18 protein-coding genes are annotated in these 19,716 nt (G+C 38.6%); 10 read left to right on the top strand and 8 right to left on the bottom strand.

Features of this window, described 5'->3' with window-relative positions; genetic code table 11:
* Positions 1–72: 72 nt before the first annotated feature.
* Complete coding sequence (locus B3X18_RS04620; RefSeq protein WP_026444397.1) at positions 73–984, bottom strand: bestrophin family protein; 912 nt, start codon at positions 982–984, stop codon at positions 73–75.
* A gap of 195 nt (positions 985–1,179) precedes the next feature.
* Between B3X18_RS04620 and B3X18_RS04615 the strand changes: the two genes are divergently transcribed.
* Together B3X18_RS04615 and B3X18_RS04610 are read left to right on the top strand one after the other, a co-directional pair.
* Positions 1,180–2,484 (top strand): type II toxin-antitoxin system HipA family toxin, encoded by a 1,305-nt coding sequence (locus tag B3X18_RS04615; RefSeq protein ID WP_005025864.1) that lies wholly within the window; start codon positions 1,180–1,182, stop codon positions 2,482–2,484.
* Positions 2,477–2,755, top strand: a complete 279-nt coding sequence (locus tag B3X18_RS04610) for a helix-turn-helix domain-containing protein (protein ID WP_005014332.1) — start codon at positions 2,477–2,479, stop codon at positions 2,753–2,755. The genes B3X18_RS04615 and B3X18_RS04610 overlap by 8 nt, the downstream gene beginning before the upstream one ends.
* 26 nt (positions 2,756–2,781) lie before the next feature.
* On the opposite strand, the gene B3X18_RS04605 is transcribed toward B3X18_RS04610, so the two are convergent.
* The 6 genes from B3X18_RS04605 to B3X18_RS04580 all read right to left on the bottom strand — a co-directional run bounded on the left by B3X18_RS04605 (position 2,782) and on the right by B3X18_RS04580 (position 9,252).
* Positions 2,782–3,768 (bottom strand): NAD(P)H-dependent flavin oxidoreductase, encoded by a 987-nt coding sequence (locus tag B3X18_RS04605; protein WP_005025862.1) that lies wholly within the window; start codon positions 3,766–3,768, stop codon positions 2,782–2,784.
* A gap of 18 nt (positions 3,769–3,786) precedes the next feature.
* Positions 3,787–4,578, bottom strand: coding sequence for an enoyl-CoA hydratase-related protein (locus tag B3X18_RS04600; RefSeq protein ID WP_017401227.1), 792 nt, complete (start codon positions 4,576–4,578; stop codon positions 3,787–3,789).
* Between the two features lie 21 nt (positions 4,579–4,599).
* Positions 4,600–5,523 carry a 2-hydroxyacid dehydrogenase gene (locus B3X18_RS04595; protein ID WP_005025858.1) on the bottom strand — a complete coding sequence of 308 codons (924 nt, stop codon included), beginning with the start codon at positions 5,521–5,523 and terminating at the stop codon, positions 4,600–4,602.
* Positions 5,520–6,275: a class II aldolase/adducin family protein gene (locus tag B3X18_RS04590; protein ID WP_034671340.1), complete on the bottom strand. Its 756-nt coding sequence runs from the start codon at positions 6,273–6,275 to the stop codon at positions 5,520–5,522. The genes B3X18_RS04595 and B3X18_RS04590 overlap by 4 nt, the downstream gene beginning before the upstream one ends.
* Positions 6,276–6,952: 677 nt before the next feature.
* The gene (locus B3X18_RS04585) at positions 6,953–8,248 is read right to left on the bottom strand and encodes a DcaP family trimeric outer membrane transporter (protein ID WP_034675240.1); all 1,296 of its coding nucleotides are present in this window, start codon (positions 8,246–8,248) and stop codon (positions 6,953–6,955) included.
* Positions 8,249–8,916: 668 nt separating this feature from the next.
* Positions 8,917–9,252, bottom strand: a complete 336-nt coding sequence (locus B3X18_RS04580; protein WP_005025852.1) for a hypothetical protein — start codon at positions 9,250–9,252, stop codon at positions 8,917–8,919.
* A 551-nt stretch (positions 9,253–9,803) separates the two neighbouring features.
* Between B3X18_RS04580 and B3X18_RS04575 the strand changes: the two genes are divergently transcribed.
* A complete protein-coding gene (locus B3X18_RS04575) occupies positions 9,804–10,253 on the top strand; it encodes a hypothetical protein (RefSeq protein WP_227548697.1) in 450 nt (149 codons plus the stop codon).
* 241 nt (positions 10,254–10,494) lie between these two features.
* A complete protein-coding gene (locus tag B3X18_RS04570; RefSeq protein WP_005025848.1) occupies positions 10,495–12,357 on the top strand; it encodes a non-contractile tail sheath protein in 1,863 nt (620 codons plus the stop codon).
* Positions 12,358–12,414: 57 nt separating this feature from the next.
* Here B3X18_RS04570 and B3X18_RS04565 read toward each other — a convergent pair whose 3' ends face one another.
* The gene (locus tag B3X18_RS04565) at positions 12,415–12,906 is read right to left on the bottom strand and encodes a Dps family protein (protein WP_005014349.1); all 492 of its coding nucleotides are present in this window, start codon (positions 12,904–12,906) and stop codon (positions 12,415–12,417) included.
* Positions 12,907–13,206: 300 nt separating this feature from the next.
* On the opposite strand from B3X18_RS04565, the gene B3X18_RS04560 reads away from it, so the two are divergent.
* The 6 genes from B3X18_RS04560 (at position 13,207) to B3X18_RS04535 (ending at position 19,415) form a co-directional block, all read left to right on the top strand.
* On the top strand, positions 13,207–13,515 hold the full coding sequence (locus tag B3X18_RS04560; RefSeq protein ID WP_005025845.1) for an ArsR/SmtB family transcription factor: 309 nt from the start codon (positions 13,207–13,209) through the stop codon (positions 13,513–13,515).
* 120 nt (positions 13,516–13,635) lie between these two features.
* A complete protein-coding gene (locus tag B3X18_RS04555; protein WP_005025844.1) occupies positions 13,636–15,378 on the top strand; it encodes a SulP family inorganic anion transporter in 1,743 nt (580 codons plus the stop codon).
* A gap of 191 nt (positions 15,379–15,569) precedes the next feature.
* The gene (sstT, locus tag B3X18_RS04550; RefSeq protein WP_005025842.1) at positions 15,570–16,763 is read left to right on the top strand and encodes a serine/threonine transporter SstT; all 1,194 of its coding nucleotides are present in this window, start codon (positions 15,570–15,572) and stop codon (positions 16,761–16,763) included.
* A 34-nt stretch (positions 16,764–16,797) separates the two neighbouring features.
* Positions 16,798–17,484: a YoaK family protein gene (locus B3X18_RS04545; RefSeq protein ID WP_005025840.1), complete on the top strand. Its 687-nt coding sequence runs from the start codon at positions 16,798–16,800 to the stop codon at positions 17,482–17,484.
* A 6-nt stretch (positions 17,485–17,490) separates the two neighbouring features.
* The gene (locus tag B3X18_RS04540) at positions 17,491–18,027 is read left to right on the top strand and encodes a DUF2058 domain-containing protein (RefSeq protein ID WP_005025838.1); all 537 of its coding nucleotides are present in this window, start codon (positions 17,491–17,493) and stop codon (positions 18,025–18,027) included.
* A 101-nt stretch (positions 18,028–18,128) separates the two neighbouring features.
* Complete coding sequence (locus tag B3X18_RS04535; protein WP_005025836.1) at positions 18,129–19,415, top strand: mechanosensitive ion channel family protein; 1,287 nt, start codon at positions 18,129–18,131, stop codon at positions 19,413–19,415.
* The last annotated feature ends 301 nt before the right edge of the window (positions 19,416–19,716 follow it).

Below are 19,716 nucleotides of genomic sequence, written 5' to 3'. Positions count from 1 at the left end.
TTTGAGTTAAAGAGTTCAGCCCTATATAAATAGCTTTTTTAATTTGCGAAATACCTGTAGCGCAGCACTTGATTAACTTAAATTGCCCCTAATAGGCAAAATAGTATCGGGCAATTCCTCTCCAAGCGAACTCAACATCTCCCGTTCGACCAAGCGTACAATCGAATCAAGTGGCAGATCATTTTCTTCAAGCCCAAAGGGTTCTTCAAGCTGGGCACTTAAAGCATCCAGCCCTAAAAACAGATAAGCAATTAATCCAACTACAATAGGTGTCCATATACCTAAGTCAGCTTCCAGACTAAAAGGTAAAATAAAACAGAAACAATAAACAGTACGGTGTAATAAAACTGAATACGAAAATGGTAAAGGTGTACTTAATATACGGTCACAGCCAGCCTGAATATTACCCAATTCAACAATATGCCGGTTCAATGTACTATAAATGATATCGCTGATCAGGCCCTGTCTCAGGAGTTGAACCAGGTCTTTCTGAATGCATTCAAGCACAAACTGTGCAGCATTAATATGCTGATCCAAATGATTCAGTGCTTGTTGCTCCAGCGCCAGATGATGAGTATCTAACTTGAATGGAGTATTGGTTTTTCTCAGGCGATTTCTTAAAAGATGAGTAAAAAACATTACCCTGTACATGAGAATCCGGCGCTCTCGATCAGGTAATACATGAGAATCACGGGCAATATGCCTGGAATTCGCAATAAGGGCTCCCCATAATTTACGCCCTTCCCACCAGCGGTCATAGCAGGCGTTATTTCGAAAACTTAAAAAAATAGAAAGAATAATGCCGAAAATGGTAAACCCTATAGCAGGCACTTCCGGCACATTCAGCATATGATGAGAGGTCAAATAACCAATTACCGCAGAGATTAAAATAACAAAGGTGAGCGCAGGTAAAACTGTAGGCAGTATTGTTCCTTGCCACGCAAAAAGTAAAGCCAGATTACTAGTTTTATCACGAATAATCATAAGATTTAATTGAAAACATTACTTATGTTGAGTGGACTATCTTAAACCATTCTCTATGATTTTTATAATCTATTATCTCACACGCCTGAGTATCTTTTAATCCGGTTAATTTCTTGGCTCATAAATTCATAATATTTTATTCTAATAAATAACTACCCTCTATTCTACTTATTATTTTTATATTATAATAAAAGAATGAATAATTTTTGCACTATACAGATTTATCAGGACCATCAGTGGCTCGATTGTGCTCTAGTAGAATTACTCAATGCTACACACTTGGGGTGGGAGGCAGGAACCCGTACATCTTATCTGTTTGAATATGCTATTTCTTATATGGACTGCCGTGATGCACGAGCAGTGTCTTTTAATTTGCCCGTAAATGTGCAAAGTAATTATGCAGAGACTTGGCCCGCTTTTCTGATGGACCTGTTACCCCAAGGATATGGACGTAAAGAGCTGCTTAAACAGCTGGACTATAATGAAACAGCACAACAAACAGCTGACTGGGCTTTATTAAAGGCCGGTGCCGGTAATCCCATTGGCCATCTTCGTATTAAAGAGGCTCATGATTGGTTAAATGCAAAGTTTCCTGATCCTGACCTGAAGGGTTTTACCCTACATGAAATTGCTGAACGCCGTGAATATTTTATTGAATCATTAGCATCTTATGGACTGTTTGTGGGCGGTTCCTCCGGAGTGCAGGGAGAATGGCCTAAACTATTGCTAACCCAAGCGAATGATGGACTGTTTTATCTGGATCATACCTTGCCAGATGAGCATGCAGCCAAACACTGGCTGGTCAAGTTTAGCCGCGGTGATCATCCCCGGCTAGAAAAAATCCTGGCTCAAGAAGCCTTATATATGCAAGTAGCAGAATATCTTGGTCTGCGAGTGCATGAAAAGCTAGAACTTCATGACCGTACTCTTTTTATTCCCCGCTTTGACCGCCAGACAGTCAATGGGAAGGTCAAACGTATTGCCCAGGAAAGTATTGCGTCACTGAGCAATCAGGCCGGGTTTGGAGTACGCCTTACTCATAACCAGATCTGTATGCTCATCCTCCAAAGCTGTACGTATGCAGAAACTGAAATAGTTGAATATTTAAAAAGAGACATTGCCAATGTAGCTCTAGGAAATAAAGACAATCATACCCGTAATACAGCGATCCAACGCCATGAAAATGGTTTGATCCAGCTTACGCCACTTTTTGACTTTGCGCCAATGTGGTTACATCCTGATGGAATAGCCAGAACCACCCGCTGGGAAAGAAATGATCAGGGCGGCGCTCCATGCTGGGCATCAGTCATTGAGCAGATTCAAACCATTATTCCTATTGCGCGGGATACTCTTCGCTCAGCACTGGCTGAACAGTACCTAAAATATCAAGGTCTGCTCAGTTATATGCAACGTATCGGTATCGATCCGGAAATTATCGAAAACAGCGAGCCAAGAATAGAAAATATCTGTCAGCAACTTCAGGAGCTGAGTCATGGATAAACGTTTTAAATCGATGACGCCGATTGAGCAGATGCAACGGCGCCAGCAGGTACTTGATACTATAGAACAGCATCCAGAGTGGGAAATTCATCAGGTTGCCAGGTATCTGCGGACTGAATTGCGCCTGACCTTAGAGGATATGGCAAAAATTACAAAAATTGCTCCGCAAACACTACAAAAGCTGGAACAGCCGCATAGTAATCCGACCCTGCATTCTATTTTAAAACTATTTAATGCTTTTGGACTGACTTTAGTCATTAAAAAGTGTTAATACCAACCAAAACCAGAATTACTTTTTTATTCATTGGCTCGAATAAATTTTGTCAGTCTGCTGTCAATAATCTGGTTTGCTTCCTGAATAATACGCTCTATCAGCTCTTTACAGGTTGGAATATCATGGATCAGGCCCTGCACTTGCCCCGCTGTAATTAGCCCGGCATCGATATCTCCAGTTTCTAAAGCCAGTTTACCCTTTAAGCCAGAGACATAAGGCTGAATATCTTCAAATTTCAGGTCAGGCTTTTGACTGATCTCCAGCACACGGTCTGATATACTATTTTTTGCTACGCGTGAAGTATTTCGAAAAGGTCTAAGCAACAGATTGGTATCACGTTCGTCATTGTCCAGATAGAACTGCTTGATCCGTTCATGTACGGGCGCTTCTTGTGTTGCACAAAAGCGGGTACCCATATTTATACCTTCAGCCCCCAATGCCAGCGCAGCTACCAGCCCACGCCCATCGGCAAACCCTCCACTGGCGATGATTGGAATGTCAATCTGGTCAGCAGTAGCAGGAATCAAGACAAGTCCAGGAATATCATCTTCACCAGGGTGGCCAGCGCACTCAAAACCATCAATTGAAATTATATCTGCTCCGATTTTCTGGGCAGAGAGTGCATGACGGACTGCCGTACACTTATGAATAATTTTTATACCGTGCTGTTTAAAATGCTGAATATGGTCATGTGGTTTATTTCCTGCCGTCTCTACAATTTTGACTCCGCTTTCAATAATGGCCTGACGGTATTCAGCATACGGTGGTGGTTTCACAGCAGGCAATAAAGTGAGATTTACTGCAAAAGGCCTGCCGGTCAGGTTACGGCAATGTGCAATTTCTTTATATAAAGCTTCTGGTGTAGGTTGGGTCAGTGCAGTAATTGTCCCTAAACCACCAGCATTAGAAACTGCACTGGCCAGTTCGGCAGTTCCTACCCACATCATTCCACCCTGAACAATAGGATACTGAATGCCTAAGAGTTCTGTTACACGCGTATTTAAATTCATTTTTAAATTCTCACCTGATTATTTACCTATGAATAGTGGTGTTCTCTTTTCAGTAAATGCTTTTACTCCTTCTTTATAGTCCTGGCTGTTACTCGCTAGATATTGCAAGTTTTTCTCCAGCTCAAGCTGTTCAGTCAAAGTATGATGAGTAGACCGGTGAATAGCCTGTTTAATGAGAGACAAAGCATAGGTTGGCTGTTGTGCCAATCTTTGGGCCAGTTGCTGTACTTCAGAATCAAACTGTTCATCTGGTACAACCTGCCAGATCAGTCCCAGTTTTTCTGCCTGTTCAGCGGAAATTTTATCGCCTAGTAAGGCCAGCCCCATTGCTTTAGCATGTCCAGCCAGTCGTGGTAAAAGCCAGGTTCCACCGGCATCTGGAATTAGACCAATTTTGCAGAAGGCCTGAATAAAAGATGCGCTCTGTTTAGTAATGACCAGATCACAGGCCAAGGCAATATTGGCACCCGCGCCAGCCGCCACTCCATTAACTGCTGCAATCACCGGTTTAGGGGCGTGGGTAATCGTTTCAATTAGAGGATTATAATATTTAGCCAGTGTACCTTCATTAGGCAATGCAATCTGGTCAAGCTGACCGGCACGCTCTTTCAAGTCTTGGCCAGCACAAAATGCCCTGCCTGAACCGGTTATAATAATGACCCGGACCTGCTCCGAATCGACCAGTTGGCGTATGGCAATTTGAACTTCCTGATGCATTTTTTCATTAAAACTGTTCATAGCTTCAGGCCGGTCTAGCTGTAGTCTACCAATCTGAGCATCTATACTGACTTTAATCGTCTCAAAATCCATTTTTTACTCCTAAGTGTTATTTTAATATCCTCTGGCAGAGTCAATCTGATGGTTTAATGGCTTATGTTCTTTATAACGACGGTCATTTTCCAGAATCTGCTCGACGACAATTGACATTGGCGCATGCGAAGCCACATGAGGCGTAATCAGAACTTTTTCATGAGTCCATAACGGATCGGCTTGCTCAAGGGGTTCCCGTTCAAAGACATCAAGAACTGCCCCCCTTAAATGACCAGAATCAAGTGCTGCAACAAGATCTGGCAAAACCAGATGTTGACCGCGGCCACAATTAATGACACAGGCCTGTTCTGGCAGCTTTTTTAAAACCTGGGCTGATAAAATAGAATGATTCTGTGCAGTTAACGGCAAAAGATTGATCAGGATTTGACTCTTGGCTAAAAAGCCATCTAGCTCTTCATTTCCTGCAAATGATTGAACTCTGTGCAAGTTTTTCTTGGAACGTGCCCAGCCTGAAACCTGATAGCCCATCTGTGCGAAATGGGTTGCTACATATCCCCCCATATGCCCAAGACCCATCACTCCAATCTGGATATCCTGACTGGAGAATTGCCGGTACTGTTTCCATAATTGCTGTTTCTGCTGGTTAATAGCCCGGTCAAACTGACGCTGATAATACAGGACAGCCCATAACAGATATTCAAACATTCCCTTCTGGTGCTGCTCATCAATAACCCGACACACTAGATATGAAGGGTCAATAAGATTTAGATCCAGATGTTCAATTCCTGCCGCAATGGAATGAATGACTTTCAGTTGGGGAAGCTGTTTTAGCTGTTCAATATCCGGAAACCAGCAAGCCGCCGTAGTAGCCTGTTGTGCCTGTTCACTTTCTGGCAGACAATAGGTTCCTTCGGGTGCATATTTTTGAAAGACCTTGAGTAGAATTTTCTCGATTTCAGGTATTTTGCAGGAAATTACTATCATGAACAGTACTCTGCTTTCTGATTTTCAATCAGACTGAGTGCAGCATTCCATGCGTTCAAGATAATTGGCTCTACCGCGGAGCTGTTAAACTGTCTTGCGGTACGTTCACATACTTCGGGCGCAGGATAATGTAACTCAGATCCTCCCGCCAATGCCTTAATCTGTGCCTGACAGGCTCTTTCCAGAAAGTAAATTTCATGGAAGGCACGCTGGATGGTTTCGCCTGCAGATAGTAAGCCGTGATTCCTTAAAATCATGACCCGATTTTGTCCTAAATCATGAACCAGTCGTTCTCGCTCATCGGTAGAGAGCGCCACTCCTTCATATTCATGATAGCTCATCAGGTTATAAAATTTTAAAGCATGCTGGGAAATTGGTAAAAGACCGTGTTTCTGCGCTGAAACGGCAATACCATCGGCTGTATGAGTATGAATTACGCAGTTTATATATGTATGTGCAGTATGCAAGGCTGAATGAATTACAAAACCTGCCACATTAACTGGTTTTCCCTGATCATAATCAGAAACAATATTTCCATCATGATCGATTTTGACCAGCTGAGAAGCTGTCATTTTATCAAATGTTACGCCGTACTGATTAATCAGAAAGTATTCAGGTTGGTCTGGTACTCTCAGGCTGATATGCGTATCAATCAAATCAGTCATGCGATAATAAGCAATCAAGCGATATAGTGCAGCCAGTTGGCAACGTGCTTCCCACTCCGAAGCTGACATCTTGTCTTGTAAACTCATAATCTTGGTCCTTATGACAGAGTTAATTTTATTATTGAGCGAATTAGAACAATTTTTTTCTATAATATAGAATTTAATTTCGTTAAGCAAAATCAAATTCTATTATTCAATTAAATCTATATGTATACCTAACAGTATTAACTATCTAATGTATATTGATTCGCTAGTTTTAATACTATAAGCCCTTGTTTTTTATTATCTTTCTGTTTTTTCTAACTTATAGCTTTAGTACGAGGTATTATTATCTTTACTGCCAGATAATTATTTGTACTGGATTACTGAAATTAGCCTGCTACAGAATGCTTTTCTAGGCTCAATCTCTGCTATGGGTTTATTAAGGTAATAGTGCATTTTTACTTTAGTCTTATGCCCATGCCTTTTAGATTTACTTTTTTTAATAAAGTTTTGGTTTATAAAACTAATTTTTTATTTTTTACGTTTGATTTATATTATTGGGATAGGTTTTCATTCTTTGGAAATTTTTATAAAATTACTTAGGCTATTTTATTAAAATATAAAATAATTTTTCTAGCTATGAGTAAAATAATTACATTTGATAGAAGTGATCATTTATATTTTATATCTATATGTTTTTTATAGGTAAAAAAGCCCATAAGATTGATGGGCTTTTTTAAATAAATTAATGTAAATAGTTGTTAAATCTGGTTTTTATCTATTTAAAAGTCATAAATAGCCATCATATTGAAACGATTATCTACGCCGGTCCGATTATTGAAAGTTTCACGCTCTCCATAAACATATTCCACTCCAAAAGTTACCGGCTTATAAGGGTTATACATGGCATTAATCCATCCCTGCCAGAGTTGCTTGTTCTGAGATGCATCGTCATATTTCAAGCGTGAAAATTCATTGTCATCTTGAGCTTTCATATAGCCATAACCTAAAGTTGATCTGATTTTAGGCGTAAAACGATGGGTAATACCGGCAGCAATTACATCGAACTCATTACTGTGCATATTATTATTTTCATCAATTGCATATCCGCTGTTACTCCATAATACGAAGCGTCCATCCCCTTTTACATGATAATAATCTGCCTTTAATAAAGTCTCTGGGGTAATCTGATATTTCCCGCCTAAGCCAATACCCCAAGCCAGCTGTTCATCTTCACCGGTTTTTTTCTCTGCAATAAAGCTACGGCCGGAAATCGTTGAGCCATCAGCAAACTTATGGTTCAAACGTCCGACAAGGGCTGGCATACGCATTCTGTTAGCCGGATCAGTCGCTTCAGTATATTTCGGGTCTTCTATACTGATGGCATAATTAGTATTTTCAGAAAGCTGATCACTATAACGAATTAATGGAGAACGCTGTAAGGCTCCTCCCATAAATGTTGCTGCGTCTACAGTATCTGGTATGTATTCTGGTGCAACAAAGGTCGACCAAGTCTGACCAACTAGCCATTTATCATAAGTTAAGTACGCATGACGTATACGGAACTGGTCTCGGGTTGAACCTCCGAAAAAGTCCATTTCGAGTTTACCGCCAATATCACCAATAGAGGTGGGTGTCTTAAAGTTCAGGCCTAGGCGTGTCACATTAACGGTAGTTCTCAAGCGATCTTTTTGATTAGTTGCTTCTACTGTATCTTTAAGCGGTACTCCACTAATATTGTTATACATGGTTGCCGCGCCTTCCGTCTGGTAAGAAGCGTCAGCACGAATATAACCATAAAGATTCACTTCAGCTCCGGAAGGCAATATATTTGTTTTAACAGATTGGGATGTATTTAAAGGGGTAGTTTTGACCTGAGGTGTCACATCACTCTGGGGCTTAAGAGTTACAGCAGGCTGTTGTAGTGAGGCATTTAGTAAAGTTCGCAGCTCTTTTACTTCCTGACGTAATTGTTCTATTTCTGTTGTGTTCTCTCCTGCATGTGCTAGCGACATGACTGCCATGCTACTTACAGCAAGTACCAAATGTTTTGACCGTAAATTAATAAGTTTATCCATAACTTTAATATCCATATTACTAAAGATTTGCTGAGTATTCAGATCTAATTGTTATTGTTCAGCTTTCTAGATAAAATTTTTAAATAACTCTAATAAGATATTTAGAAATTTAAAAAGCTGAAATATAAAAACTATTTTTAATTTTCTACTAAAGCTTGTTTAAATTTTTGGCTGGCATCACTTTGTAGATGCCAGACACTACTCTTCACCTTCATCCCTTTCATGCTATTGTCCCCTTTTCTATTAAATTTTATAAATTATTTGCTTACAGAACTTAACGAAAAAGGAAATTCATTTCAATCTGTATTAGAGAACTGATTATTCTATATATTTCTTAATGCACCTAAAAATAGAATATATATTTCATTTTAAATATATTTTTCAATTTTAAAGAAATAAAAATAAAATATTTTGTTACATTTACAGTGGTTTCTAAGATGAAATTTATGAATCTTAATTCATTTTATGCTTGAATTTTAAAATTATTTTTGTTTGTCTGTTGTCAAATTTAGATATTGTCTGATGTGGATGATTTAATTTTACTTAGGCTAAATTGTTTAGAAATAAGTTCTATAATATAAAGCGCCTGCTATTTTTCAGCACGTAAATGAAGAAGTACTCCAAATACATCTCTGTAGCAAAAGTCATTTTATACAGTTTCAAATTAGTCAGTGCTTCAGCAGGTTCAAATCCTGAAAGCCAAAAGTTTGGGCCTGCTGTATTTTATTAGCAGGAATTTTAAATACTACAATTTTACCGTCTGATGCACCGCAGAGAGAAATCCGTATCTGACCGTCATCAGTAATATAAGAAGAGAGGACTTTAATCTGGTTTTGAACTAACTGCTGCTTCATCGCTACGATATTCTTCGTCCTGTCAATTTGTTCACATTGTCTGGAACCTAAAGATTTATATACTTCAGCTGTTTGGTACTCTGATTCTGGTATTGTTGAGCATGCTCCCAAACTTAACCCAATCCAAATTATGCTTGTCATTCTCTTCATGATTGAATATTCCTTTATTTGATATGTTTCAAAATAACGCAAGTGACTTGATCTATCGTGAAAATCAGTATTAGACTAAATTCAAATCAACAAGTTTTAAAAATCAAAGTTAACTTTGATAAACAGTTAATTATATAAAATATATATATTTAATTTTTAGAAGTAGTCATAGATATATCACCTTATTTCTTTATATGCTTATTGTTTTAATTTATAAATGAAAATGGATCCTTGTCCTTAACTTTCTGTATAAGCTCCCTGCCCCTTCTTGTAACAAGTATTAATCTCTGTGAAAAAATAATGACTTAATATTTTTAGCCTTATTATCAAAATGTTAAAAATTTTTATGTATTAGATACACAAAAATTATTCAATTCTCGTGCAAAAAGTATCTTTTTTTACCATAATACAACAGTTTTTTTAATCTGATTTATTTCTAAAGATATATCGCCATGATCCGGACTTATTTTTTACGCTGGGAAAAACATCTCTCAAGTACTGTTACAGGTAACATTACCCGTATTGGTTTGCTGTCTATCGCTTATAGTCTCATGCCAGTTACGCTGGTCAGCATGGGAATGTCTGGAGAAAAAGGTGACCTGACTTATGAGCTTGCATTCTTTTTACTTATGAATGTATGGTTTATTTTTGCTTTAATTACTCTTTTCGATACGCTTTGCCGCTTAAAAGCAAAAGTAAAAGTAAATATGAGCAGCTGGTTCGATTTAGCTTATATGACTTTAACGCCTATAGGTATGTGGCTATTCCTTTTTATATTCAGGGCAGATCAAGTTCCACACATTTATCTGGCCAATACATTTGCTATTTTTGCTATTGCATCATTCTTCATGGATAAATATGCAAAGTATTTTATTAATATAGAAAGACGCGACAGTTTTGTTCCTAAACCAGAAGTGGTTCAAAATATAAAGCATAAGTTTACGGGACTAGCTGTCTTATTTATGATTATTTCTTTGAGTATTCAATTTTTTCTAATTTAATATGCCTATTGAATCTATTTTAAAGCCCATAATTTAAAAAATTATGGGCTTTCATTATAATTACATGATATATATTCTGATTTATGCTCAATTATAAGTATCAATTACATTCTTATCTTACAAAATCAAAGAATTAAAACGGGTTTTTTTATAATACCTCTTTAGTATCTAAATACGACTTCCAAAAATCTGAAAAATATACTCTGGAAAACCGTCTTAATTTATTAAAAGGGTGCCGGTTATGCAAAATGCTTTTCCCTATCAGAAAATACCCCCTCAACTTTCATGGGCAACTCAAACCCTGCCACGTTTTCATCCTCATTATTGGCGGGTAGAAGGCCCAGATACAGCATCGTTTAGTCTTACCAATTACAGAAACGGTTTTGAAGTACTATTCAAACCCCGCCTCAGTAGTGATCTTATAGGTATTATCTGGGAGTCTGAGGATCATAAAGATCATCAGTTTTTAAGTTATGAAACACTATATGACTACAGTGGTGTGGTCTGGGATTTTGATATAGAAGTTTCTACATACATGCCTATGATCAATAATGAACAGATGGCACTTACGCTAGCAGTATACTATCTGGAAAATGGAATTGAACAAATAGCATATATTCCGCTTTTCAATTATGCAGATCAGCCTGTGTCCAGACAGGCTCATATCCAGATTGACTGGGATACTGTAAAAGCAGGTTTTAATGCGACCATTCCTTTTCCAGTCAATCATATCCAGCGTATTGTATTGAATGTGGTAGCAAGCAGTTATAATCCTGCGACTTTGCCTTATCCACTGCCTGATCCTGAACTTTGTTATGTCAGAATCACCAACTCTACAGTTCAAGGAACTCACACACAATTAGAACTTAAACAGATAGTAGTATCTGCACATCATAAAGGTATATGTACCAGTTATGATGATCATTATGATTTAAATCCTCAACGTATAGTCGATAATATTGTGGCGCTTGGTTATCGGGGACTACTTAATCATTATTGCGGAATGTCACGTTATCCAGACATGTACTGGGACACACAAGTAAATAGATGGCAGATTCCTGATACACTTGCTACACGTGTAAATGTAGTTAATCCATGTGCGTTAAAATGGCATCAGGTTTATGCTAAAGCATTGCATGAAGCAGCCTTTGCTCCTGTTTTCAGCTTAAGCTTTGAAATGTACTCTCTTGCTGCCAACGAATATTGGGCACAAAGAGACATTCATGACAATCTGGGTAAAACGGCTTATGAGCCACCCAGCTATTTTTTCAGTCCTAGCAATATAAATGCTATGGCATATTTACAAAAAGGTTTTCTGGAATTCGCTGAAACTATGCAGATAGGCGGCTGCCAGGTCAATATGCAGATTGGAGAACCTTGGTGGTGGTATAATCCTGCAACCAACTTACCCTGCATATATGATTACTCTACCCGATTAGCCTTTAACCAAGATACAGGCCTATATGCACCAGATTTAGGAGACATTTTTCAATCAGTCTACCAGACTGGTACACCTTATGAAGAATTCAGACAGTGGCTACGAATAAAGCTAGGTCAGACATGTCAGGATATCCGCACTGTTCTCAAAAAGAATTATCCAGATGCGCAGTTTTGTCCCTTATTATTCTTACCTGCTATACGTACTCAGCAGCCCACTCTGTTAACCAGTATCAACTATCCACAGGAATACTATAGGTACCCTAATTTTGACTACATTATAGTCGAAGCTTATGACTGGATTTTAGAAAATAACCTGGAACAAGCCCACCGTACAATTATGGAAGTTGCCTTAGATGAATTAGCATATCCTAGTGACAAAACAGCTTATCTGGCAGGTTTTGTACCACCAGAGAATTTGACATATCTTTATGGTTTCAATAATAAGGAACCTTACCATAGGGCTATCTGGCAAAGGATTTTAGGAGATATGCAGAACAATGAAACTTTTGGGTTAATGAAACAGTTAATCTGGGCATATCCACAAGTTATGGCTCATTCCCTTACAATTGATATCAAAAATGCACCAGATGGCTTTTTTTTGGCAGAACAATATTATTCTGCAATAAATGATAATACGCCCTACCCGCCTGAAATTTACTTATAAGTTAAAGCCAGAACCAAACCTGCTCAAATAGAGCGGGTTTGGCTCTAAAAAACTTTTTTACTGTAGCAGGCTACGCAGCATCCAGGCAGTTTTTTCATGCACATCAATACGCTGGGTTAATACATCAGCAGTTGGCTGGTCATTTACTTCATCTACGACAGGAAAAAGTTCACGTGCAGTGCGTGCAGTTGCCTCTTGAGCATTGACCAGATAACGGATCATTTCCTCAGCAGTAGGCACACCCTCTACTTCTTTAATTGTAGCGAGGTCATTAAACTGTTTATAGGTGCCGGGCGCAGGAAATCCAAGAGCACGAATACGTTCAGCAATAATATCAAGCGCATTCCATTGTTCTGTATACTGCTCCATAAACATTGCGTGCAGACTACTGAACATTGGGCCCGTAACATTCCAATGAAAGTTGTGCGTCATCAGATATAGAGTATAGCTATCTGCTAAAAGACGGGATAGTCCCTCAACAATTTTCTTGCGGCCTTCAGTGGAAATCCCGATATTAATTTCAATTTCATTAGTCTGGTTCTTAGCCATTTTTTACTCCAGATTATAGCTTTTTGAATGGTTTACCATATTTGTTATACCTGAGCAGCTTATGAGGTAGTAGCATTCTTAAGTAAAAAGATTTATTAATATGTTTATTTTTACACGCTGAATTGATTTTAAAAAAGAAAAAGTATATTTTTCAAATTAAAAACTTGGATTTATATATACCATGTATCAGTTTTACTGATTAACTTCTTCATCAAAAGCCATGAATTATTCTTCTTAATTAATCTTTATTTTCTCTTAGTACATTTATACTATGGCGCACTCAATTTAACGGATTTGATTATGCAACCTGCTCTCCAAATCGATGTCATGCGCGATTCTGCTGACACCGTCGTGAGTATACTAAAATCGCTGGCCAATACAGATCGCCTATTAATCTTGTGCCATTTAGCTCAAGAAGAATTAAACGTTTCTGAAATTGAGGAAAAAACTCAAATTACTCAGCCTACCTTATCTCAACAGCTGATGATGTTACGTAAGAGTGATGTAGTTATCACACGGCGTCAGGGAAAGCAGATTTTTTATTCAATTAAAGATCAGAAACTAACCCAAGTTTTACATACACTTTATGACCTCTATTGTCCAAAATAATAATAAAATTCTATATATTCAGTAAATTAATAGCAGTTTATTAAGTAACACTTTTAAAGGCAGCGACTTTTTATCACTTTTTATGCATAATATATGAAAAAATGTGATTTAGGCTATTATATGGCTATGCGTCGTTTATCTATACCCACTCTTTTTCCGGCATGGCAATGGCTGAGTAGATATAACGGACCAAAATTTAGATCAGATTTACTGGCAGCATTAATTGTTATTGCAATGCTGGTACCACAAGGTATGGCCTATGCCATGGTCGCCGGTCTGCCTCCTGTAATGGGGTTATACGCCAGTATCCTGCCCATGATTATTTATGCCATGGTCGGTGGCAGTCCAACGCTTTCAATTGGTCCAGTTGCTATTATCTCCATGATGGTCTTTGGCACCCTTGCCCCGCTATACGAAGTAGGTTCGCCAGTTTATATTGAAGCAGCTTGTCTGCTAGCGCTACTCACCGGCTTTATTTCTTTACTTTTAGGTATATTCCGTTTTGGTTTTCTAATTCAGCTGATTAGTCATCCGGTTATAAAAAGTTTTATTATTGCTTCAGCTCTGCTTATTGCATTAAGCCAATTTAAATTTCTTTTTGATATTCCCTTACAAACCAATAATGTTCCAGAATTCTTGGTATCTTTTTGGCAGTATGTACGTTATAGCAACTTTGCTACTCTGGCGCTTGGAATCACTGCTGTATTGTTTCTGGTATATATTCCTGCCTTTTTAAACTCAGCCTTTATAAAAACCAGAGCAGGTTCACTGATTTTTCTGATTCGTGCCTTACCCCTCATTCTGGTTATAGTTTCGATTGGACTGATGTATTTTCTGAACTTGCAGCAGGCAGGCATTAAAACTGTAGGAGAAATTCCTTCAAGTTTCCCCCCTATTGCTATACCACACTGGAACATGCAAATGGTAATTGATTTGCTTCCTGGTGCTGCTCTTATTGCAATGATCAGCTTTGTAGAGTCTCTTTCAATTGCACAGGCCACTGCATTGCAGCAGCGTAGTAACCTGAACAGTAATCAGGAACTTATCGCACTTGGCTTGGCGAATATTAGTGCCGGAGTCACCTCTGCCTTTCCCGTAACAGGAAGTTTGTCACGTACAGTTGTAAATGCCGATGCTGGTGCACGCACTCCAATGGCTGGCGTACTCTCTTCACTGTTTATTATTGTGGTTAGTATGTATTTTACCGGGTTCCTGCGAGATTTACCGCTGGCTATCCTGGCTGCAACCATTATTGTTTCTATCTGGAAGCTGGTTGAATTTAAACCATTTCTTGAAACTTGGCGTTATTCTAAGGCAGATGGCATCGCAATGTGGATTACATTTTTCAGTGTTATTTGCATTGATATCTCTACCGGTCTGATAATCGGAATTATCTCTACATTTATTTTAATGCTTTGGCGAATTAGCCGTCCTCATATTGCAGTGATTGGGTTGGTTAAAGGAACACAACATTTCCGTAATATTTCACGGCATCAGGTTATAACCAGCCCCAAAATCTTTTCGATCCGTATTGATGAAAACCTGAGCTTTTTAAATGCGAATACCTTAAAAGGCTATATCATTACTGAAGTAAGTAAAAATGCCCAGCTTGAGCATGTCATTATTAACTGCTCAAGCATTAGCGCTATCGACTTAAGTGCACTGGAAATGCTTGAGGAAATAAATGCAGAGCTCGCTAAACTTCATATTCAGCTGCATTTTTCAGAAATCAAAGGCCCTGTTATGGATAAGCTTAAAGACTCCCCCTTATTGCAGCATTTAAATGGCCAGGTTTTTTTCTCTCACTTTCAGGCAATGCAGAACTTGGCACCAGAGCTTTTTTTGCCTGAAATGCCCCATTAAAATTTAAATATTAACAATGCAAGTGATCTATGGATATTCAAATGTAATAAAAGTATTTAGCTTTTATTATATTTATATCATTCGAAAGACCATGGACGGGTCAGTAAAAATTAATTTCAAGCTTTATGTATTTTATGTATAAAATAGCCGGCTTGTACTTTTGGCCCTTATAGGTCTCATAAGGCTTTCCTATGTTCTCATACTTATTTCGCTTAAGCCTGGTTACTCAAATTGTCATTGCCATTATTCTGGGCATGCTGGTAACCTGGCTTTTTCCTCAAGCAGCTCCCTATCTCAGCTTACTGGGTGATCTTTTTATTAAGGCACTTAAGTCAGTGGCCCCGATTCTGGTTTTTGTTTTAGTTATGGCTTCCATTGCCAATTTCAAACTGGGTCAGACTGCACATATCAGACCTATTTTAATGATGTATATGGTTGGTATGCTTCTAGCTGCATTTAGTGCTGTCTTTGCCAGTCTAATGTTTCCAAGTACATTGTTCCTGGATGTGCCAAGTCAGCTCGAAGTACAGGCTCCAGGGGGGTTGGGAGAGATACTGAAAAACCTGTTATTGAGCTTTATTGCCAATCCAGTTGTGGCGCTGAGTGAAGCGAACTTTATTGGAATTCTAGCGTGGTCTGTCATATTGGGGCTAGCGTTTCGACACGCGTCTGAGACTTCACGTGTGGTACTGACTGATGTTTCCAATGCCATTAGTAAAGTGATCGCAATTGTAATCCGCTTTGCTCCATTGGGTATATTCGGTTTGGTTGCTGCAACTTTCGCTGATGCTGGCTTAAAAACGCTGGAAAGTTATGCACAGCTTTTAGCAGTGCTGCTTGGCACTATGCTTTTTGTTGCCCTTATCATTAATCCTTTGCTGGTTGCAGTTGTTACCCGCAGTAACCCTTATCCGCTAGTCTTAACATGCTTACGCGAAAGTGCCATTACTGCTTTCTTTACCCGTAGTTCCGCTGCTAATATTCCGGTTAACCTCGACCTGGCACGACGTTTGGGTGTAAATGAAGCAACTGCCAGTGTATCTATTCCCTTGGGTGCTACTATCAATATGGCAGGTGCGGCGGTCACTATTACTGTGCTAACACTCGCGACTGTACATACTTTAGGCATACCGGTCAGCATTTCAACCATGTTAATCCTTTCCGTGGTTGCTACAGTATCGGCCTGTGGAGCTTCTGGGGTTGCTGGCGGTTCATTGCTACTGATTCCTGTGGCCTGCGGCCTGTTCGGTATTTCATCTGAAATTGCTATGCAGGTGGTTGCAATCGGAATGGTGATCAGTGTGCTTCAGGACTCGACTGAAACTGCATTAAATTCATCAACTGATGTACTATTTACTGCTGCTGCTGACCGTGGAATGCGTTAATCTATTGAAAGGACAATAATTCGCGAGTGTAGCGATGCCTTTTCAAAAACTGCCTGCATGGATTCAAATAGGTGCTTTTTTACTGGCAATCAATGCGGGCATGATTAATGTACTTGGACTGGTGACTGTCTTGCATCAGTCTGTCTCACATATGACCGGTAATATTAGTATGCTGGCCATGAGCCTGATTAATTGGGAACCCTCTAGTGTTCTGTACCTGATATTGGTGGTCCTTTGCTATGTTACCGGTTCATTTTATAGTGGCCTGATTCTTGGAAATAGTCACTTTCAGCTTGGACGCCGTTATGGTTTGCCACTTAGTCTGGTTGCGCTATTCATTTTCCTGTGCTGGATATTGTTACCCTATTTCCCACGATATGCTTTATTGTGGGCCTGTGTTGCAATGGGCGTGCAAAATGCAATGGTTAGCCATTATAAAGGTACAATCATTCGCACTACCCACTTATCAGGGGTATTAACTGATCTTGGGCTGGCGCTAGGTTATTGCCTACGTGGCCTGAGCGTTGGAAAGCGTCGTATTATTCTTCATTTACTTATTCTCTTCGGCTTTTTAATCGGTGGTATTGTTGCCAGTCTGATTTATCCTTATCTAAAATTACAGTCATTTCTCGTACCGGCAGTTTTGAGTTTATTGCTCAGCATCATCTACTGGTCTATATACTTTCGTCATAAGTCTACACAGCATTCAAGCTGGGAGTAATCAAACATGGTTAAAAATGCACTACAGGCCCAACTTTTAAAAGCCGGCTTGGTAGATAATAAAAAAGCAAAAAAGCTGAGCAAACAGGCACAGCATGAACAGCGTACCGGTCAAAGTGACGAGGCTGCACTCAAGGCAAAAATTGAGCAAGAAAAACAGGAAAAGTTAGCTAAAGATCAGGCTCTAAATCAGGAAAAACAGCGTCAGCTTGAAGAAAAAACTTTAAAAGCCAATATTGTCCAAATGATCTCTCATCATAAGATCAAGGAAACTGACGGCGATATAACTTATCAGTTTATCGATGAAGGCAAAATCAAAAAAGTCTATATCTCACAACAGGTTTATAATGCACTGGTTTCAGGCAGTTTAATGATTGCACGAGATAATGGCAGCTATGCCTATTTACCAAAAGCCTTGGCAGAAAAAATTGATGCGCGCATGGAAGGGTTTATTTTACATAATAGTACGCAGGCCAATGATCAATCAACTGATGAAGAAGATCCATATGCAGCATATGTTATTCCTGATGATTTAATGTGGTAAAACACCTCTTCTTGAGGTAATACTATAAAGTTTCAATTTGCTAATAAAACGTATATAAAAAGTTGTTTATAGCCTGTTTCAAGCAATAAACTTTTACAATCATGCAATTAATCATAATTGTAGGGGTAAATGGCTTGGAACAGCTGGCTTTTATACAAAATATTCAGGACTGGTCAGATCAGTTTCCTTGGTTAGAGATGTTGACATCATTAGGCATTCTTATTCTGCTAGCCGCTCTGGCTAACTTTATTGCCAAACAGGTCGTAGTAAGAGGCCTACGTAAACTCATCAGCAAGATGAAGTTTGCCAATAGCAGTATTTTCGCTGAACATAGTGTAATTCGTCGCATAGCTAATATTGTTCCGGCTATCGTCATTATGAATGGCATCACTACGGTTCCACATCTTTCACTCAAGCTTGTAACTTTTGTACAAATGGGAGCACAGGCTTTTATTTTCCTTACATTAGCGCTGGCTTTGAGCGAACTTCTTAATATTTTTAACCTGATTTATCAGCGCAATCCAAAATCAAAAAATAAGCCTATTAAAGGATACTTGCAGCTGGTTAAATTAATGCTGTATATCGTCTGTGCTTTAATGATTTTAGGTACTTTCCTGAAGAAAGATGTGTTTACCCTGCTAGCAGGCTTTGGTGCTATGGCGACTGTGCTGATGCTGGTTTTTCAAAATACTATTCTTTCGCTGGTGGCCAGTGTACAAATTTCTTCTTATGATATGGTACGTATCGGAGACTGGATTGAGATGCCATCATTAAATGCGGATGGCGATGTCATTGATATGTCATTACATACGGTCACAGTACAAAATTTTGACAAGACCTTTACGACTATTCCCACCAATAAACTGATTACTGATACTTTTAAAAACTGGCGTGGTATGAGCAATGCCGGTGTAAGACGTATCAAACGTGCTATTTACATTGACCAAAGCACAGTGCATTTTATGACGAATGAAGAGCAGCAAAAGCTAAAGGACTTTTTGCTTCTTGACCAGTATTTGAATATTAAAGAAAGTGAAATTCAAAAATTTAACCAGCAGCTTGGCAATCAGGCTATTTATAATCAGCGTCGCTTGACAAACTTAGGTACATTTCGTGCTTATATAGAGTTTTATTTAAAACAGCATCCAGGTATTGCTCAGCATCAGACAATTATGGTGCGTCAATTACAACCTACCAGTGAAGGACTTCCCCTTGAGATTTATGCATTTAGTAATACAACTTCATGGGTAGATTATGAAGCCATTCAGTCAGATATTTTTGACCACCTGATTGCCATTATTGGAGAATTTGGACTACAGGTTTATCAAGCCCCTTCTGGGCAAGACTGGAAAGTCTTGTCTAATGCAGAAGTTATTGAACATTCCTGATTTTTTACACACTGTATAACAGGCTTTTACAACGAAGCCTGTTATATAAGTACTTATTTTTTAAATTATAGTATTGTGAGAAGTTCATTCTATTTTACTATCTCAGGCGTTGGCTTATGCATTATTTAAACGACACTTATTAATATTAAAAATTTAAACACCAGATGAAATACTAAAGAAAATTTTATAATACTAATATTTATAAAGCTCAATTAATATACAGCCCTATTTTACCTATATAAAATTATAGAGTTAATTCAGAAAATACAATGATTAAAATACGGCGAATTCAAACATGAGG

Origin of the sequence: Acinetobacter sp. UBA6571, from assembly GCF_002434085.1 — a bacterium.
Classification (GTDB): Bacteria; Pseudomonadota; Gammaproteobacteria; order Pseudomonadales; family Moraxellaceae; genus Acinetobacter; species Acinetobacter radioresistens.
Note: the sequence above shows the minus strand (reverse complement) of the source record. Positions and strands in the feature narration are given on the sequence as shown.

What these genes read in the sequence shown, in the direction of transcription:
- B3X18_RS04545 (WP_005025840.1), top strand. Translation starts at nt 16,798, where the DNA reads ATGCCTTTTCAAAAACTGCCTGCATGGATTCAAATAGGTGCTTTTTTA.
- B3X18_RS04585 (WP_034675240.1), bottom strand. Translation starts at nt 8,248, where the DNA reads ATGGATAAACTTATTAATTTACGGTCAAAACATTTGGTACTTGCTGTA.
- B3X18_RS04600 (WP_017401227.1), bottom strand. Translation starts at nt 4,578, where the DNA reads ATGGATTTTGAGACGATTAAAGTCAGTATAGATGCTCAGATTGGTAGA.
- B3X18_RS04575 (WP_227548697.1), top strand. Translation starts at nt 9,804, where the DNA reads ATGCCAGTTACGCTGGTCAGCATGGGAATGTCTGGAGAAAAAGGTGAC.
- B3X18_RS04605 (WP_005025862.1), bottom strand. Translation starts at nt 3,768, where the DNA reads ATGAATTTAAATACGCGTGTAACAGAACTCTTAGGCATTCAGTATCCT.
- B3X18_RS04595 (WP_005025858.1), bottom strand. Translation starts at nt 5,523, where the DNA reads ATGATAGTAATTTCCTGCAAAATACCTGAAATCGAGAAAATTCTACTC.
- B3X18_RS04615 (WP_005025864.1), top strand. Translation starts at nt 1,180, where the DNA reads ATGAATAATTTTTGCACTATACAGATTTATCAGGACCATCAGTGGCTC.
- B3X18_RS04555 (WP_005025844.1), top strand. Translation starts at nt 13,636, where the DNA reads ATGGCTATGCGTCGTTTATCTATACCCACTCTTTTTCCGGCATGGCAA.
- sstT (WP_005025842.1), top strand. Translation starts at nt 15,570, where the DNA reads ATGTTCTCATACTTATTTCGCTTAAGCCTGGTTACTCAAATTGTCATT.
- B3X18_RS04590 (WP_034671340.1), bottom strand. Translation starts at nt 6,275, where the DNA reads ATGAGTTTACAAGACAAGATGTCAGCTTCGGAGTGGGAAGCACGTTGC.
- B3X18_RS04540 (WP_005025838.1), top strand. Translation starts at nt 17,491, where the DNA reads ATGGTTAAAAATGCACTACAGGCCCAACTTTTAAAAGCCGGCTTGGTA.
- B3X18_RS04565 (WP_005014349.1), bottom strand. Translation starts at nt 12,906, where the DNA reads ATGGCTAAGAACCAGACTAATGAAATTGAAATTAATATCGGGATTTCC.
- B3X18_RS04620 (WP_026444397.1), bottom strand. Translation starts at nt 984, where the DNA reads ATGATTATTCGTGATAAAACTAGTAATCTGGCTTTACTTTTTGCGTGG.
- B3X18_RS04610 (WP_005014332.1), top strand. Translation starts at nt 2,477, where the DNA reads ATGGATAAACGTTTTAAATCGATGACGCCGATTGAGCAGATGCAACGG.
- B3X18_RS04535 (WP_005025836.1), top strand. Translation starts at nt 18,129, where the DNA reads ATGCAATTAATCATAATTGTAGGGGTAAATGGCTTGGAACAGCTGGCT.
- B3X18_RS04580 (WP_005025852.1), bottom strand. Translation starts at nt 9,252, where the DNA reads ATGAAGAGAATGACAAGCATAATTTGGATTGGGTTAAGTTTGGGAGCA.
- B3X18_RS04560 (WP_005025845.1), top strand. Translation starts at nt 13,207, where the DNA reads ATGCAACCTGCTCTCCAAATCGATGTCATGCGCGATTCTGCTGACACC.
- B3X18_RS04570 (WP_005025848.1), top strand. Translation starts at nt 10,495, where the DNA reads ATGCAAAATGCTTTTCCCTATCAGAAAATACCCCCTCAACTTTCATGG.